Origin of the sequence: Candidatus Borkfalkia ceftriaxoniphila, assembly GCF_004134775.1 — a bacterium.
In the GTDB taxonomy this organism is placed as follows: domain Bacteria; phylum Bacillota; class Clostridia; order Christensenellales; family Borkfalkiaceae; genus Borkfalkia; species Borkfalkia ceftriaxoniphila.
Genome location: NZ_SDOZ01000005.1, coordinates 45,006 through 60,810, shown reverse-complemented (window position 1 = coordinate 60,810; position 15,805 = coordinate 45,006). Strand labels below are relative to the sequence as shown.

Here is a 15,805-nt window from a genome sequence, read left to right as displayed (position 1 = left end):
TAAATCCGATGCCTTTTTTGTTATTCGTTATCGTTGGTTTCTTCCGCGGTTTCCTGCGGCGTTTCCGTTTCGGGAATTTCCGCATCAGACTGCTCTTCGTCGTCCTCTCGCGGCGCGATCGCCACGGTTGCGACTTCGCTGTCTTTGACGCGCATGACGCGCACGCCCTGCGTATTGCGGCCGATCTTGGTGATGTCCGCCACGTGCATGCGTATGATCGTCCCGTTGCCGGTGATGATCATGATATCTTCCTGCTCGCTGACGATCTTCAGATTGACGAGATAGCCCGTCTTTTCGTTGAACACGCCCGCCTTGATCCCCTTGCCCGCGCGGCCCTGCAATCTGTAATCCTCCACGTCGGAGCGCTTGCCGTAGCCGTTGGAAGTGAGCGTCAGGATCTCGCAGTCGGGTTTCACGATCAGCATATCCACGAGATAATCGTCGTCGTTGAGGCTCATCGCCTTGACGCCCTGCGTGTCGCGTCCCATCGGGCGCACATCCTTTTCGCTGAACCGGATACACTTGCCCTCTTTGGAAGCGATGATCAATTCGTCTTCGCCCGTGGTGAACTGCACGGAAATGAGTTCGTCGCCCTCGGTGATCTTAATGGCGATCTTGCCCACTTTGCGGATATTCGCAAATTCTTCGAGCGCCGTCTTTTTGATAAGTCCCTTGTGCGTCGCCATGGCGATATAGCCTTCGGTCCCTTCCGTCAGCGGAATGACGGCGGTGATTTTTTCGTCCTGCTCGATCTGCAGAAGGTTGACGATCGCTCTGCCGCGCGCCTGGCGCTGCGCTTCGGGAATTTCATACGCCTTGATGGAATACACTTTTCCGAAACTGGAGAAGAAAAGAATTTCGTCGTGCGTGGAAGAAATGAACAGTCGTTCGACAAAGTCCTCGTCCTTGGGCTTATGCGCCGTAATGCCCATGCCGCCTCGCCTTTGCGCCTTGTATTCGGCAACAGGCTGACGCTTGATGTAGCCCGAATGCGTCATGGTGATGACGACGTCCTCGCGCTCGATCAGATCTTCGATATCGATTTCGCCGTAGTCGTAGGAAAGTTCGGTGCGGCGCTCGGAAGGATACTTTTCCATGATCGTGCGAAGGTCGGTCTTGATGATCTCCAGAACGCGCGTTTCGTTGGCGAGGATATCCCGTAAATCGGCGATGGTCGCCTGCAACTGCGTCAGTTCCTCTTCCAGTTTATCGACTTCCAGCGAAGTGAGTCTTTGCAGGCGCATTTCCATGATGGCGTTGGCTTGCTTTTCGGAAAGTTCGAACGTAGCCATCAACTTGTCGATCGCGACGAATTTATCTTTCGATCCCTTGATAATGGCGATCACTTCGTCGATGTTCGCCAGAGCGAGCACGAGTCCGCTGACGATATGGGCGCGCTCTTCCGCTTTGTTCAGATCGAATTTGGTACGGCGCACGATAACATCGATCTGATGACGGATATAGCAGTCGATGATCTCTTTTAGATTGAGGACTTTCGGCTCGCCGTCGCGCAAAGCGAGGAAAATAATGCCGTTGGAAGTCTGCAACGCGGTATGTTTGTACAAAAGATTTAAAACAACTTGCGGGTTCGCGTCCTTTTTGATCTCGATGACGATGCGCATACCGTCACGGTCGGATTCCTCGCGGATATCGGAAATACCCTCGATCCGTTTTTCTTTGACAAGGTCGGCGATATTTTCGATCAGACGCGCCTTATTTACCTGATACGGGATCTCGGTGACGATGATCCTCGAACGGACGGTGTTGCCCGAATTGTAATCTTCGATTTCGCACTTCGCCCTGAGAACGAAACTGCCGCGGCCCGTGCGGTATGCACGCTTTACGCCCGCGCGCCCCATCAGAATGGCACCCGTAGGAAAATCGGGAGCGGGTACGTATTCCATCAGTTCGTCGATGGTGATCTCGGGATTGTCTATCTGCGCGATGACCGCCCCGATGACTTCCGCAAGATTGTGCGGCGGAATGTTCGTCGCCATGCCGACTGCGATGCCGTCGCTGCCGTTGACCAACAGGTTGGGAAAGCGCGCGGGCAATACGCACGGCTGCATGGAAGTATCGTCGAACGTGGGATAATAATCCACCGTTTCCTTATCCAGATCGCGCAGCATTTCCGCCGCGAGTTTGGACATTCTCGCCTCGGTATAACGCATTGCCGCGGGAGGATCGCCGTCGACGGAACCGAAGTTTCCGTGCCCGTCTACCAAGGGAAAATTGATGGTGAAATCCTGTGCAAGCCGCACGAGCGCGTCGTACACGGCTGAGTCGCCATGCGGGTGATATTTACCGAGAACGTCGCCGACGATACGGGCGCATTTGCGGTACGCCTTGTCGTTGTACAGCCCCATTTCGTGCATGGAATACAAAATACGTCGATGGACGGGTTTCAACCCGTCGCGCACGTCCGGAATGGCGCGGCTGACGTTGACCGCCATCGCATAGGCGATGAAGGATTTTTTTAACTCGTCGTCCACTTCGACGTTGATCATATTGGTCATTTCAAGAGTTTTTTTAAACTCTTCGGTAAGTTCGGGACTGGTTTCTTTTTTAGCCATATTCTTTTACCTCAGATATCCAGTTCGGCAACGAGTTTCGCGTTCTCTTCGATGAACTGTCTGCGAAGTTCGGGCTTTTCGCCCATCAGGAGCGAAAACATTTCATCCGCTTCCACCGCGTCTTTCATGGTGACGCGAAGCAGCGTGCGCGTGGAGGGATTCATCGTCGTTTCCCAAAGTTGTTCCTTGTTCATTTCGCCGAGGCCCTTGTAACGCTGCAAGTCGAATTTTCCTGGATTGGAATTTCTGTACTCGTCCAATTCCTGGTCCGAATACATATATTTTTCCTCTTTCCCGCGCGTCGCCTTGTACAGCGGCGGCTGTGCGATATAAACGTGCCCGTTCTGGACCAGGGGACGCATATAGCGGAAAAAGAAAGTCAAAAGCAAAATCCTGATATGGCTGCCGTCTACGTCGGCATCGGTCATGCAGATGATGCGGTCGTAGCGCAGTTTGCTCTCGTCGAAATCTTCGGAAATGCCGCAGCCGAACGCGGTGATCATGCTCTTGATCTCCAGATTTTCCAGAACGCGGTTGATACGCGCCTTTTCCACGTTCAATATTTTGCCGCGAAGGGGCAAAATCGCCTGAAAACGGCGATCGCGGCCCTGTTTTGCGGTGCCGCCTGCGCTGTCGCCCTCGACGATATAGATCTCGCACAGTTCCGCCCGCTTTTCGCTGCAATCGGCAAGTTTGCCGGGCAGCGTCGTGCTTTCCAGGATACCCTTACGCCTCGTCAGTTCGCGCGCGTTTCTCGCGGCGTCGCGCGCTTTCTGCGCGGTGATACAGCGGAGAATAAGTTCTTTTGCCACCGAGGGATTTTCTTCGAGATAGGTGCCCAAATGCTCGGTCGTCGCCTTCATGACGAACGCGCGCATCGCGCTGTTGCCGAGTTTTGTTTTGGTCTGCCCCTCGAACTGCGGTTCGGTGAGTTTGACGGAAACGACGGCGGTAATGCCTTCGCGCACGTCGTCGCCCGAAAGTTTGTCGTTTTCTTTCAGGATGTTCAGACGGCGTCCCGCGTCGTTGATGACTTTGGTGAGCGCGGCTTTGAAGCCTTCCAGATGCGTGCCGCCCTCTTCGGTATGGATATTGTTGGCGTAACTCATGATGAGTTCGCTGTAACCGTCATTGTACTGAATGGCGACTTCGATCGCGCTGTCGCCCTGTTCCTCTTCGAAATAGACGGGCTCGCCGAAGAGAACCTCTTTATTTTTGTTCATGTCTTCCACGAAGTGCAGAATGCCGCCCTCGTAGCAGAACTCGTCGAACTTGGGTTTTTCTTCCCGCTCGTCGCGGATGGAAATAGTCAGTCCTTTATTCAAATACGCCAACTCGCGCAGACGCACTTTCAGATTTTCGTAATTGAAAATGAGCGTTTCGAAAATTTCCTCGTCGGGATAGAACGTGACCTTTGTCCCCGTAATGTCCGTTTGACCGACGATCGAAAGCGCTTTCTGCGGTATGCCGCGATTAAAAATTTGCTTATAAATATTTCCGTTCTGATAGACTTCCACTTCCAGCCATTCGGAGAGCGCGTTGACGACTGACAGACCGACGCCGTGCAAACCACCCGAGATCTTATAGCCCCCGCCGCCGAATTTGCCGCCCGCGTGGAGTTTGGTCAATACGAGTTCGACGGAAGATACACCCTCTTTGGGGTGAATACCCGTAGGGATACCGCGGCCGTTATCCTGCACGGAGCAGGAGCCGTCCTTATTGATCACGCAGCGGATGGTATCGCAGTAGCCCGCCAACGCTTCGTCTATGGAGTTATCGACGATTTCCTGCACGAGGTGATGAAGTCCCCGTTCATCGGTAGAACCGATATACATTCCGGGGCGTTTGCGTACCGGGTCCAGACCTTCCAGAACCTGTATCTGCTCCTCGCCGTATTCGCCTTGCACTTTTTCTGACATATGTTGTTTCTCCTGAAAACAAGTGCTTTCACTTGCGGATTTTATTGGTATTATTATACCATATTTTGCGTTTAAAATAAAGCGTTTTGCGTTCGTTTTGTATAAATAAATTTTCAGCGATGCGTTTTAAGGCGCGAAATCAGCCGCACAAGCCGCGAAAGGCAAACGCTTGACATAAACCACTACATTTTGACAATCCGCAAAAAACTTTTTTCGGGGAATAAAAAAGAAAAATTTGCCAATACTTGTTTCAAACGGGAACGGGAGGTTTCTTTTATGAAATTATTATGCGGAAAATGCCAAAAACAGGTCGAACCCAACGACATGTACGTATGCTACGAATGCGGCGCGTACGTCTGCAAGGAATGCATGAATGCGCAAAGCGATATGTGTCCCGATTGCAGCGGAACAATGTCCAAACTCTGTTAAAAAAAGAGAAGAGGCGTTTTAAACGACTCCTCTCTTTTTTTATCTTACTATATCGCCGCGGATACGGGCGAGCAACTTTTTTTCGTATTTTACGAGTCCCGGGATCTGATGCGTTTCCGCCTTCTTCTGCGCCTCGTTCACGTGCGAGAGCGCGGCAGTCTTGTCGCCGTTCACGTACAGTTCATAGGCGGCCAGAATGCGGTGCGACGCGAGCGTGTCTTCCCGCAACAGATGCGTTGCGAGCGCGGGATACATACTTTCCGCGAGCGCCGCGTCCCTTTTCAGAGAACATTCGCAAAAGAGTATGTCCGACGCGATATCTTTCTCGTAATACTCGGGAACGTATTCCATCAGGCTTTCCAACCGTTCGCAGGCGGCGACCGCCTTGGCCTTGTCGTCCGCGTCGAGATAGTACATCAGCCGATAGGACGTAAGGATGATAAAGTTGATATCGTCCTCAGGCAACTGCGGCAGACCGAAATATAGTTCGGCATCGATCTCCGCGGGCGCGAGCCCCTCGTTCAGATAGCCCTCGACGGCGAGGATATTGACTGCCGTGCGGTAAGAAGCGTCCCTGTGCAAAAGCCCCCAGAAAATGGCGCCGTCCGTAAAAAGACTGTCGTTGTCGAGCGGCAGGAGATTATAGAAAAAAAGATGAAAGGCATAAGGCAGCCCTGTGCAGGTCAGCGCAAAGACGGCAAACGGGAGCCTGCGGTAAAAAAGGAAACAGGCAAACAGCGCGGCAAACGCAAGAAAAGAAAAGAGCAGCCCGCCCGCGACCGTCCATAAAAAACGGGGATACAACTTTTCGGAATTACGCGGCAGCATCTCCGTCGCGCCCGCGACGGATTCGGGAAGTTCCTTTGCCGTGACGCGGATATACCCGTCTTTTTTGTAGATCTTCACAAACCCGACGCGCACGCTGTTGAAGGAAAAATTGCAGATTTTCCCGAACAGCAGATGCCCTGCCTCGTGCAACACGTCGCAGAGAAAACTACATACGAGCCCTCCGAGCACGAGGCTCGCGGCGATGAGTACGGATCCGAATTCCCCGCCGAATTTCGCATAAGCCGCCCATACGATCAGAACGGCGATACAGATCGCGGCGGCCGCGTCGAAAACTTTATACGCGGTATGCAGTTTTCTCATAGTTCGCCCCGCTCCTTTTTGCCGATCAAATAGCCTTCGAGATTGTCGCGCACGCTCACGGTAATTTGCCGTGCGCCGATCTTTTCCATGACGCGGCTCATCAAAAGCGCGCCGCCGCCGATAACGTCCGCCCGCCCCTTTTCCATGCCGTCCATCGCGAGCCGTTCATCCTGCGTGCACGACAAAAGTTTGTCCGCGAGCGCCCGAACTTCTTCTTGCGTCAAAACGCTGCCGTGCACCGCCGACGGCTCGTAGACTTTCATTTTTTTATGCAGGGAAACGAGCGTGGTCGCGGTGCCGCCGATGGCGAACATCGGACATTGCGGCACGCTTGCAAAAGGCGAGATCTTTTCGTCGATGACGGTCAAAAGTTTTCCTTTATCCTCGCCGCACAAGTCTTTTAAACGAACCGCGCCGATATCCAGGCTCTTTGCATAGAGAATGCGCCCGCTTTGCCCGACGAGGATCTCCGTACTCGCCCCGCCGATATCCAGAACGCCGCCGTCGTTGCCGCCGAGCGCGCCCAGAAAGCCGATCTCCGCCTCGCGTTCGCCTGACAGCACGTCCACGTCCAGTCCGCAGATCTCTTTCACAGCGGCGACGAACCGGGAGCCGTTGAAAGCGCGGCGGACCGCCGCGGTCGCAAACGCAAATATGCGTTCCGCCCCCTCTGTCTTCGCCTCTTCGCAAAAGCGCGCCACGGCGTTTGCCGTGCGCGTGATCGCTTCCCCCGTCAGAACGCCGCTTTTCGACAGACCTTCACCCAGGCGCGTGGTGCACAGTTTCTTATATAAAGTTTTTCCGTCCGCCCATAACAACAGGCGGACGGAATTCGAACCGATATCAATGACCGAACATTTCATATTTAAATCATCCTCATTCCGCTGAATATCCGGGATACTTCATGCCGAGTTCAAGCGCGCGCTTTTCGATCCACCAACGCGCGGTATACACTTCGTCGATGCTCAAGTTTCCGCTTTCGATCAGTTCCTGATAATAGGCGATCTCGTCTTGCAACTTTTGGATCTCGCGGTTGCGCACGGAAACGGAAATCAGTTGGTACACCCAGAATACGATTAAAATAAACAGCAGCGTCACGGCGGTGACCGTAGCGGCGACGACGATTTTTTTAAACTTTTCTTCTTTCATTCCTTTTTCCCGAAAAATTGCGCTTAATACGCAAGATTAGTTTCTTGGCGCTATTATACAACTTTTCTGTCAAAAAAGCAAGTATTCTGTGTAAACTTACGAGGTACAGCAGGAGTCCGCCGAGCGCACCCATAAGCATATACGGCCGCGTTGCGGGGAAATCGTATATGACGGACAACAGAACGAAAATTCCCGCGAATAACAGAAAAAAGAGAATATCCGCGATGATTCCCGCGGCGCGTTTGTTTATCAGCCGTCGGAACAGATAAAAAGGCTCGTACAAAACGCCGCCGAGTATGCCCGAAAACAGGCATACGATCAGAATATAGATCTGATTGACGGTATCTTCCATCAGCGGAACAGCCTTTTGGCGAGTTTGTCGCGCTTGCCGAGATATTTCAGTCCCGAAATTTTCCCTTCCGCAGCGAAATTTCCGTTGGTTTTGGAAAAATTGACGATTTTGAGCGCGTCGCCCGTGATCACCGCCCGTCCGCCTTCGACGGTGAGCGTGATCTGCTGCGTAGAAAAAGAATCCACGCTCTCCACGCTCGTCATCGTAATCTTTTTCTGCTGTTCGATCGTAACTGTTTGCGTCTTTTCTTCCATAAAATACCCCCGAAGTCTTGTCGGGTTATTCTATGCCGAAAAACAAAGAATTATGCCTTTTTCTCGCGCGCCTTGGCTTTGGCGCGAAGTTCGCTGTCCAAAATCCGCTTGCGGATCCGCAGCGTCCGGGGCGTCACTTCCAATAATTCGTCGTCGTTCAAAAATTCGAGGCATTCTTCCAGGCTCATCTTTTTGGGCGAGTTGAGCCGCATCGCGTCGTCGCTGCCCGAAGCGCGGGTATTCGTCATATGCTTTTTCTTGCAGACGTTTACGTTGATGTCGTCGGATTTGGGGGAAACACCCACGACCATCCCTTCATAGACCTGCGTGCCCGGATCGACGAACAGAACGCCTCTGTCCTGCGCGTTGAACAGCCCGTAAGAAACCGCCTCGCCCGTTTCAAACGCGACGAGAGAGCCTGTGTCGCGGCGCTTTAACTCGCCCTTATACGGCTGATATTCGTAGAATATGGAGTTCATGACGCCTTCGCCCTTCGTCGAAGTGAGAAAGTCGCTCTTATAGCCGAACAGTCCGCGCGCGGGGATGATAAATTCCAGGCGCATACGGGAACCCACCGCGCCCATGTGCACGAGTTCCCCTTTGCGCTCGCCCATGCTCTGGAACACGGGACCGGTGCTGTCCTCGGGGACGTCCACAATCAGTCGCTCCACAGGCTCATAGAGATGCCCGTCGATGGTCTTGAACAGGACCTTGGGCGTGCTCACCTGAAACTCATACCCCTCGCGGCGCATGGTCTCGATGAGAATGGAAAGGTGCATTTCGCCGCGGCCGCTCACCTTGAACGCCTCCGCGGTGTCGGTATCTTCCACTTTCAGGGAAACGTCCTTTAAAAGTTCGCGGTACAGCCTTTCGCGCAGATGGCGGCTGGTGACGAATTTCCCCTCTTTGCCCGCAAAGGGAGAATCGTTTACGGAAAACGTCATCTCCACGGTCGGTTCGCTGATCTTGACGAATTTGACCGCCTCCACACAGTCGTTCGCGCAGATGGTATCGCCGATGTTGATGCCTTCCAGTCCCGAAAAACAGACGATATCGCCCGCCGCAGCCGACTGTACGGGCGTACGGCTCAGTCCCTCTATCTGGTACAGGTTGACGAGTTTACCGCGCTTTTTCATGGTAAAATCGTTATAATTGCAGACCGTGATCTCCTGGTTGGCGACGGCGGTGCCGCGCTCGATACGCCCTACGCCGATGCGCCCCACGTATTCGTTGTAATCGATGGAAGACACGAGGATCTGCAAAGGCGCGCGCTCGTTCACTTCCATGGGCGGCACGTGGTTTAAAATGGTATCGAACAGCGGGGTGAGATCTTTGCCGTCTTTGTCGGCGTAACGCGACGCGGTGCCCGCGCGGCCCGAACAGAAGAGAATGGGGCTTTCCAGTTGGTCGTCCGAAGCATTCAGATCGATCAGAAGTTCTAAAATTTCGTCCTCGACTTCCGCGATACGCGCGTCGGGCCTGTCCACCTTATTGACGACGATGATCAGTTTATGGTTCATTTCCAGCGCTTTCTGCATGACGAAACGCGTCTGCGGCATGGGGCCTTCCGCCGCGTCCACGAGAATGAGAACGCCGTTGACCATTTTCAGCACGCGCTCCACTTCACCGCCGAAATCGGCGTGCCCGGGAGTATCGATGATATTGATCTTCACGCCGTGATAGTTGACGGACGTGTTTTTTGCGAGAATGGTGATGCCTCTTTCTTTTTCCAGATCATTCGAGTCCATGACTCTTTCCTGCACGACCTGATTTTCTCTGAACGTGCCGCTCTGTTTCAGCATCTGATCAACGAGCGTCGTTTTGCCGTGGTCCACGTGTGCGATGATGGCAACGTTTCTTAAATCGTTTCGAATCAAAATAAATCTCCTAATACTACTGAATAACATATCTATTTTAATACTTTTCGGGCGATTTATCAAGAATTTTACGTATAAAAAAAGCAGGTAGGCGATATTTTTCGTCATTCCTGCTTATTTTACGCTTTTACGACCACGCGCTCGGCATCGTTCGGTTATCTTTGAACCATTTCGTGTCTTTCAGGACCGCGTTATCGTGCGAACACTGCACGTTTACGCCGCTTTTATTCGAGGTAACTACGATGTTCCCGTTGAGCGGACCGAAACCGTTATCTTCGTATTTTTCCTTATCCGCGTTATATACGACCTCGCCCACGGTCGTCACGTACACACGGTCGGTATACAGCGAAACGCGGTCTATCATCGCCTGCGTGGGGAAAGTGTTTTCAAAATTCTGCGTGTACTCCACACTGCCCGCACAGCAGCAGACGCATACGATCTCGGGCTCTATGACTTTCAGCAAAACGTCGTTGGACGAAGTTTTCGAGCCGTGGTGTCCCGCCTTGAACAGTTCGACTTTGGGAAGTTCGTTGGATTCGACGAGCGAAATCTCACCGTCCTCTTCGAGATCTCCCGTAAAGAGAAAATGCTTGTCGCCCTGATTGAACATAAGGCACACGGAATAATTGTTTTCATCGCTCGACTTGTTTTCGTAGAATTCCTGATATAAAATTTCCATTTTAATGCCGTCGGAAAGTTCGTACACGCGCTGCGCGCCGTTTTCTCCCTTATAACATTGCAGGGCGTTGTAATGTTTCGCGCCCTGTGCGACCGCGGCATCGCGCTTTTTCACGTAATTCTGATAGACCTGCGTGGTCTTGTTCGTGAGTGCAAAATCGATGATCGTTTCGCATTTGTAGCGTTCGAACATGCTCGGCGAGGAACTGCTCCCGGCAAAGCCCGCGATATGATCCTGGTCAGCGTGTGTCGCGACGACATATTCGAGCGTACCGTCCGTACAGTATCGGTCAATATATTCCGAAGTCGCATCGGTGCTGTTCGCGCGGGAACCCGCGTCGATGAGAATATCCGTTTCGCCCGCCTTTATGTAGATACTGTCGCCCGTGTAGTTGTTTCCGAGTTCCATAAAATGAATTTGCAGATCGCCGCTGACGTACACGTCGCCGCCCTTGGGATTTTTATAGACCGTCCACATGGCGAAACCCGCCACCGCGCCGATCACGAACGCGAGCAGGCACGCCGCTATGGTGAGAGAAAACGTTTTTTGTTTTTTAGCCATTGGTTTCTCCTCCCGCGTCCTCTACGACCACTCTTCTCACAAGTTGATAATCTTTATAACGGAAATCATCGACTTTATAGACGATCTGATACTCGCCTGCGACGGCAAGATCGGGTTTGTCGCCCGAGATCTGAACCTTGGAAGAAATATCTTTCCCGAAGGAGATCGCTTTCGCGCCCTGTTCCTCGTACGTATCGCCCACCGTCAGACGGATCACCTTTTCGCCGTTGAGTTCGAACGTATCGTCTTTCGTCAAAAACCATGACGCGCCGACGCCCGCGGCTATACCGATGAGCAAAAATAGAACCGCCAAAACGACGGTCGCTTTATGCGTCTTTTTTACGGTTTTTTCCACTTGTTTCTGCGCTTTGCTCTTTTTTGCCATTCGCACCTCCAAAATGAAATTGCAAATATTGTAGCACAAAATAATTGGCTTGTAAACACAATCGCGCAAAAAAATTTGCATAAAAAAAGAGAGGAAATCCATAAATTTCTCTACGTCTTCCCTCTTTTTTCGTCACACTTTTTATATATTCGGACACTCGATACAATCTCAATTATCTCTGCAAATTACGTTACAAAAATTTAAATCATGCAAAGGTAATTCAAAATGTATATCATTTCTCGAAACTATTTTCCGTGCAACAATATATATGCAAGCAACTGTAAAACAATAAAAACCATTGATTCAATCTATCATTACTTATCTCTTCACAACCGATTGTTTTACCGCTGCTGACAATATTATTATCTGCACCTTGTCCGAGAATATGCGGCTCCGAAAATTTTTCCGCTGGTAAAATTATCCGCGGATCTGACCGTTTCCGCGCACCACGTATTTATAGGAAGTCAACTCTTTTAATCCCATAGGGCCACGCGCGTGAAGTTTTTGCGTGGAGATCCCCATCTCGGCGCCGAGCCCGAATTCGAAACCGTCGGTAAAGCGCGTGCTCGCGTTCCAGTACACCGCCGCGCTGTCTACCCCCTGCAAAAACTTTTCCGCCGCGCGCTCGTCGTTGGTGACGATGGTATCCGAATGGTGCGTGCCGTAACGGTTGACGCAAGCGATCGCGTCGTCCACGCCGTCCACGATGCGTATTGAAATTTTCATATCCAGAAATTCCGTATAGAAGTCCTCTTCGCTCGCCGCCTGTAATTCGGGCACGATTTTACGGCTGCGGCCGCACGCTACGATCTCAACGCCCTTTTCTTTCAAAGCGGCGACGATCTCAGCCAAATGTTTCTTTGCGAAATCCTCATCCAAAAGCAGGCTTTCGCAGGCGTTGCACACCGACGTGCGCTGCGTCTTGGAATTGATCAGAATGGGCAGCGCCATGGAAAGGTCGGCGGAATTCTCCATATAAACGTGGCAGTTTCCCGTACCCGTCTCGATGATGGGTACGGTTGCGTTCTGCACGGCGTTCTGAATCAGCGCCGCGCTGCCGCGCGGGATCAGAACGTCCACGACGCCGTTCATACGCATCAGTTCCGCTGCTCCCTCATGCGAAACGTCCTCGATCAACTGAATAAATTCGGCATTGTATCCGATATTTCCAATCGCGTCCTTGATTACTTTCGTGACCGCGGCGTTGGAAAGATACGCGTCCTTGCTGCCGCGCAGTACGACTGCGTTTCCGCTCTTGATCGCGAGGGCGATCGCGTCCGCCGTGACGTTGGGGCGCGCCTCGTAAATGATGCCGAGAACGCCCATAGGCACGCGCACGCGCTGCAATTTCAAACCGTTGTACAGCGTGCGCTCCTCTAAAATTTCTCCTACGGGGCATTCGATCTCGGTCAGTTTTTCCAATCCCCGCGCGATGCCGTCGATGCGCTTTTCGTCCAGCATCAGGCGGTCTTTAAACTGTTCGCCGCGGGTACAGGAGTCAACGTCCTTTTTATTTTCGCCGATAATATATTCGGCGTTCGCGCGCAGCGCGACGGCGGCCGCGGCGAGCATGGCATTCATGTCCTTTTCGCAAGCCGTCGCGATAACGCCGCTGTTTTCTTTTGCTTTCAGGCAAGTTTCCCGTACCGTCATAAAATCACCTCGTTTTTACGGTTTGTGTCACGCATAGTACTTTGCCAATCGGGAAAAATCAATCTTCGTCCTCTTCCTCGGGCAAATCCACGTTATGATAGACGTCCTGCACGTCGTCCAGTTCGTCCAGTTTATCCAATAATTTCAAAAAGATTTCCACATTTTCGTCGGTCAGCGTGATCTTGTTCTGCGGGATCATGCGGATATCCGCTTCCAGAAACTCGACGCCCTTTTCCACCAAAAATTTGCGCACTTCGGAAAAATTCAAGGGGTCGGTAAAAATCTCGAACACGTCATCCTGCGACACGATATCGTCCGCGCCCGCCTCGATGGCGTATTCGGTGATGGTATCCTCGTCCATATCCAGCGTCTTTTCCACCACCAACAATCCCTTGTTGTCGAACATATAGGAAACGCAGCCGCTGTTGCCGAGCATACCGCCGCACTTGGAAAGCGTGCTGCGGATATCGCCCACCGTTCTGTTTTTATTATCGGTCAGGGTTGTGATGATCAAAGCGCTGCCGCCGACGCCGTATCCCTCGTAGGTAAGATTTTCATAATTCACGGCGCCCAATTCGCCCGCAGCCTTTTTTATACAGCGGGTGATGTTGTCGTTGGGCATATTATTCGCTTTCGCCTTGGCGATCGCGTCCGCCAGTTTGCTGTTGGTATCGGGGTTGGGGTTGCCCTTCGCCGCAACGGAAATCTCTCTTCCGAGTTTGGTAAATACGCGGGCGCGCGCCGCGTCCGTCTTTCCTTTTTTCGCCTGTATATTGTGCCATTTGCTATGTCCCGACATGACTGTTCCTCCTGTTTAATTGATCTTGTTCGCGTACTTTAAATGATACATCAAAATACCCGCCGAAACGCCCGCGTTCAGGCTCTCGCAGCATTCCCGCATCGGGATACTGACCGTATATTCGCAGACTTTCCGCATTTCCTCGCTCACGCCGTTCGCCTCGTTTCCGATAACGAGCACGAATTTTTGCGGCGGCCGAAAAGAATACACGTTTTCTCCGCCCATATCCGCGCAAATGAAAGGAATCCCATCCAAAAACGGATAAACGTTTTCGCTCAAAAAATGCAGGCGAACGAAAAAGAGTCCGCTCATTGCCGAACGGACACACTTGGGCGCGTACGGGTCCGTGCAGTTTTTCAGATAAATATCGGCGTAGCCCGCCCCGTTTGCGGTGCGGATGATCGTGCCCAGGTTTCCGGGATCGGAAATGCCGTCCAGAAACAGCGCGTTGCCCTGCGGGGCTGCGGGCGCGTTTTCGGGTATTTCGAGCACGGCGAGTATCCCCTGCGGCGATACTTCTTCGGAAAGTTTTCCGAACACCTCGTCCGAAACGGGTACAGACCGTTCGTGTTCGGTCAGTTCTCCCCGATAGCGCGGCGAATAATAGATGGAAACGATCTTTTGCCCTGCGGCGACCGCTTCGCGGATCTGCTTTATGCCCTCTACGATGTATTCGCCGTATTCGGCGCGATATTTTTTCTCTTTTAAAGAGTTGACTCTCTTTACGGTCGGGTTGCTTTTCGACGTAATCATATTTATACTATGCAAAAAGCCTTCCTAACTGACGTAAGAAGGCTTTTTATCGATTAAGCGTTGGCAGCCTTCGCTTTCTCGGCAAGAGCGGCAAAACCTGCCGCGTCGTTGACCGCGATGTCAGCGAGGACTTTTCTGTTCAAATTGATACCGGCAACCTTCAAACCGTGCATGAACTTGCTGTAAGAAAGCCCGTTCAGGCGAGCAGCCGCGTTGATACGCGCGATCCAGAGTTGGCGGAAATCTCTTTTTCTGTTCTTTCTGCCGACGTAGGCATACATCAAAGATTTCATCACCGCTTCGCGGGCGATCCTGTACGATTTACTCTTGGAACCGAAATATCCTTTGGATAATTTGAATATTTTTCTGCGCTTTTTAACCGCGTTTACACCTCTTTTAATACGCATGATACTATCTCCTTATACTTATTTCTTGTAAGGAATCAGATTCTTAACATTCGATTCCATCGTTTCGTTGACGAAAGCCGTCTGACGCAAATTTCTCTTTCTCTTTCTGGGTTTATCGCCCGTCTTGTGATTTTTGCCGGACTGTGCTCTCTTGACCTTGCCGCTGCCGGTCACGTCGAAACGTTTTTTAGAGCCGCTGTGTGTTTTCTGTTTAGGCATAGTTGTATCCTCCGAAAATTATTTTTTCCGCAAAATGCTTGTCCTTGACTTTTGCGGACGTCGTGATGACTGTTTTATTGCTTAGACGGCGACAAAAACATGGTTATGGTTCTTCCCTCTACCGCGGGTTTTTTGTCCATAACGGCGCCGTTTAAGATGTCGAAAAATTTATTCATAACCTCAAAGCCGAGTACCGCGTGCGCGTTCTGTCTGCCGCGCATTTTGATGGCAACCTTCACTTTGTTTCCGCCGTCCAAAAACTTTTGCGCCTGGCGGGCCTTTACATTCAAATCGTTTGTGTCGATCGTCATGGAAAGTTGAACTTCTTTCAGTTCAACCATCTTCTGATTTTTTCGCGATTCCTTTTCTTTTTTGGCGAGTTCGAACTTGAATTTGCCGTAATCCATGATCTTGCATACGGGCGGATTTGCCGTAGGCGAGATCTTGACTAAATCCATTTCGCTCTCCTCCGCAAGCCTGAGCGCAGCCGAAGAACTCATGATACCGAGCTGCTGCCCGTCCCCACCGATTACTCTCACTTCCGCGTCGCGAATATCCGAGTTGATTTGATGCTGGTCTTTGATATTGATGTACCTTCCTTATTGAAATAATTTTGATAAAAAAAGCGGGTCGTAAGTCACAACCCG

At 51.7% G+C, this 15,805-nt stretch carries 17 protein-coding genes; 1 reads left to right on the top strand and 16 read right to left on the bottom strand.

What is annotated here, in order from left to right; translation table 11 throughout:
• Positions 1 to 20: 20 nt before the first annotated feature.
• Both gyrA and gyrB read right to left on the bottom strand, forming a co-directional pair.
• Positions 21 to 2,516 carry a DNA gyrase subunit A gene (gyrA, locus tag ESZ91_RS10995; protein ID WP_129227432.1) on the bottom strand — a complete coding sequence of 832 codons (2,496 nt, stop codon included), beginning with the start codon at positions 2,514 to 2,516 and terminating at the stop codon, positions 21 to 23.
• A gap of 68 nt (positions 2,517 to 2,584) precedes the next feature.
• Entirely contained in the window at positions 2,585 to 4,492 is a 1,908-nt protein-coding gene (gene gyrB / locus ESZ91_RS10990) for a DNA topoisomerase (ATP-hydrolyzing) subunit B (protein ID WP_129227241.1), read from the bottom strand.
• A gap of 276 nt (positions 4,493 to 4,768) precedes the next feature.
• On the opposite strand from gyrB, the gene ESZ91_RS11615 reads away from it, so the two are divergent.
• On the top strand, positions 4,769 to 4,921 hold the full coding sequence (locus ESZ91_RS11615) for a DUF1272 domain-containing protein (RefSeq protein WP_154071827.1): 153 nt from the start codon (positions 4,769 to 4,771) through the stop codon (positions 4,919 to 4,921).
• A gap of 39 nt (positions 4,922 to 4,960) precedes the next feature.
• Here the strand turns inward: ESZ91_RS11615 and ESZ91_RS10985 are convergent, their stop codons facing one another.
• The 14 genes from ESZ91_RS10985 to infC form a co-directional block, all read right to left on the bottom strand.
• Complete coding sequence (locus ESZ91_RS10985; protein ID WP_129227238.1) at positions 4,961 to 6,070, bottom strand: zinc metalloprotease; 1,110 nt, start codon at positions 6,068 to 6,070, stop codon at positions 4,961 to 4,963.
• Positions 6,067 to 6,933 carry a Ppx/GppA phosphatase family protein gene (locus tag ESZ91_RS10980; RefSeq protein ID WP_129227236.1) on the bottom strand — a complete coding sequence of 289 codons (867 nt, stop codon included), beginning with the start codon at positions 6,931 to 6,933 and terminating at the stop codon, positions 6,067 to 6,069. Before ESZ91_RS10980 ends, ESZ91_RS10985 begins: the two co-directional genes overlap by 4 nt.
• Positions 6,934 to 6,946: 13 nt before the next feature.
• Positions 6,947 to 7,219, bottom strand: coding sequence for a hypothetical protein (locus ESZ91_RS10975; protein WP_129227234.1), 273 nt, complete (start codon positions 7,217 to 7,219; stop codon positions 6,947 to 6,949).
• Positions 7,200 to 7,571 carry a spore cortex biosynthesis protein YabQ gene (gene yabQ, locus ESZ91_RS10970; RefSeq protein WP_129227232.1) on the bottom strand — a complete coding sequence of 124 codons (372 nt, stop codon included), beginning with the start codon at positions 7,569 to 7,571 and terminating at the stop codon, positions 7,200 to 7,202. Before yabQ ends, ESZ91_RS10975 begins: the two co-directional genes overlap by 20 nt.
• A complete protein-coding gene (locus ESZ91_RS10965) occupies positions 7,571 to 7,825 on the bottom strand; it encodes a YabP/YqfC family sporulation protein (RefSeq protein ID WP_129227230.1) in 255 nt (84 codons plus the stop codon). Before ESZ91_RS10965 ends, yabQ begins: the two co-directional genes overlap by 1 nt.
• Before the next feature lie 50 nt (positions 7,826 to 7,875).
• On the bottom strand, positions 7,876 to 9,702 hold the full coding sequence (gene typA / locus ESZ91_RS10960) for a translational GTPase TypA (RefSeq protein WP_129227228.1): 1,827 nt from the start codon (positions 9,700 to 9,702) through the stop codon (positions 7,876 to 7,878).
• A 127-nt stretch (positions 9,703 to 9,829) separates the two neighbouring features.
• Positions 9,830 to 10,942, bottom strand: coding sequence for a ComEC/Rec2 family competence protein (locus ESZ91_RS10955; RefSeq protein ID WP_129227226.1), 1,113 nt, complete (start codon positions 10,940 to 10,942; stop codon positions 9,830 to 9,832).
• The gene (locus ESZ91_RS10950) at positions 10,935 to 11,327 is read right to left on the bottom strand and encodes an immunoglobulin-like domain-containing protein (protein ID WP_161971151.1); all 393 of its coding nucleotides are present in this window, start codon (positions 11,325 to 11,327) and stop codon (positions 10,935 to 10,937) included. Before ESZ91_RS10950 ends, ESZ91_RS10955 begins: the two co-directional genes overlap by 8 nt.
• Positions 11,328 to 11,744: 417 nt before the next feature.
• Entirely contained in the window at positions 11,745 to 12,980 is a 1,236-nt protein-coding gene (locus ESZ91_RS10945; protein WP_129227222.1) for a glutamate-5-semialdehyde dehydrogenase, read from the bottom strand.
• Positions 12,981 to 13,038: 58 nt separating this feature from the next.
• Entirely contained in the window at positions 13,039 to 13,779 is a 741-nt protein-coding gene (locus ESZ91_RS10940) for a YebC/PmpR family DNA-binding transcriptional regulator (protein WP_129227219.1), read from the bottom strand.
• 15 nt (positions 13,780 to 13,794) lie between these two features.
• The gene (locus ESZ91_RS10935; protein ID WP_129227217.1) at positions 13,795 to 14,532 is read right to left on the bottom strand and encodes a TrmH family RNA methyltransferase; all 738 of its coding nucleotides are present in this window, start codon (positions 14,530 to 14,532) and stop codon (positions 13,795 to 13,797) included.
• A gap of 53 nt (positions 14,533 to 14,585) precedes the next feature.
• The gene (gene rplT / locus ESZ91_RS10930; RefSeq protein ID WP_129227215.1) at positions 14,586 to 14,942 is read right to left on the bottom strand and encodes a 50S ribosomal protein L20; all 357 of its coding nucleotides are present in this window, start codon (positions 14,940 to 14,942) and stop codon (positions 14,586 to 14,588) included.
• Positions 14,943 to 14,957: 15 nt separating this feature from the next.
• Positions 14,958 to 15,158: a 50S ribosomal protein L35 gene (gene rpmI / locus ESZ91_RS10925; protein ID WP_129227212.1), complete on the bottom strand. Its 201-nt coding sequence runs from the start codon at positions 15,156 to 15,158 to the stop codon at positions 14,958 to 14,960.
• 74 nt (positions 15,159 to 15,232) lie between these two features.
• A complete protein-coding gene (gene infC / locus ESZ91_RS10920) occupies positions 15,233 to 15,748 on the bottom strand; it encodes a translation initiation factor IF-3 (protein ID WP_129227210.1) in 516 nt (171 codons plus the stop codon).
• Positions 15,749 to 15,805: the final 57 nt, after the last annotated feature.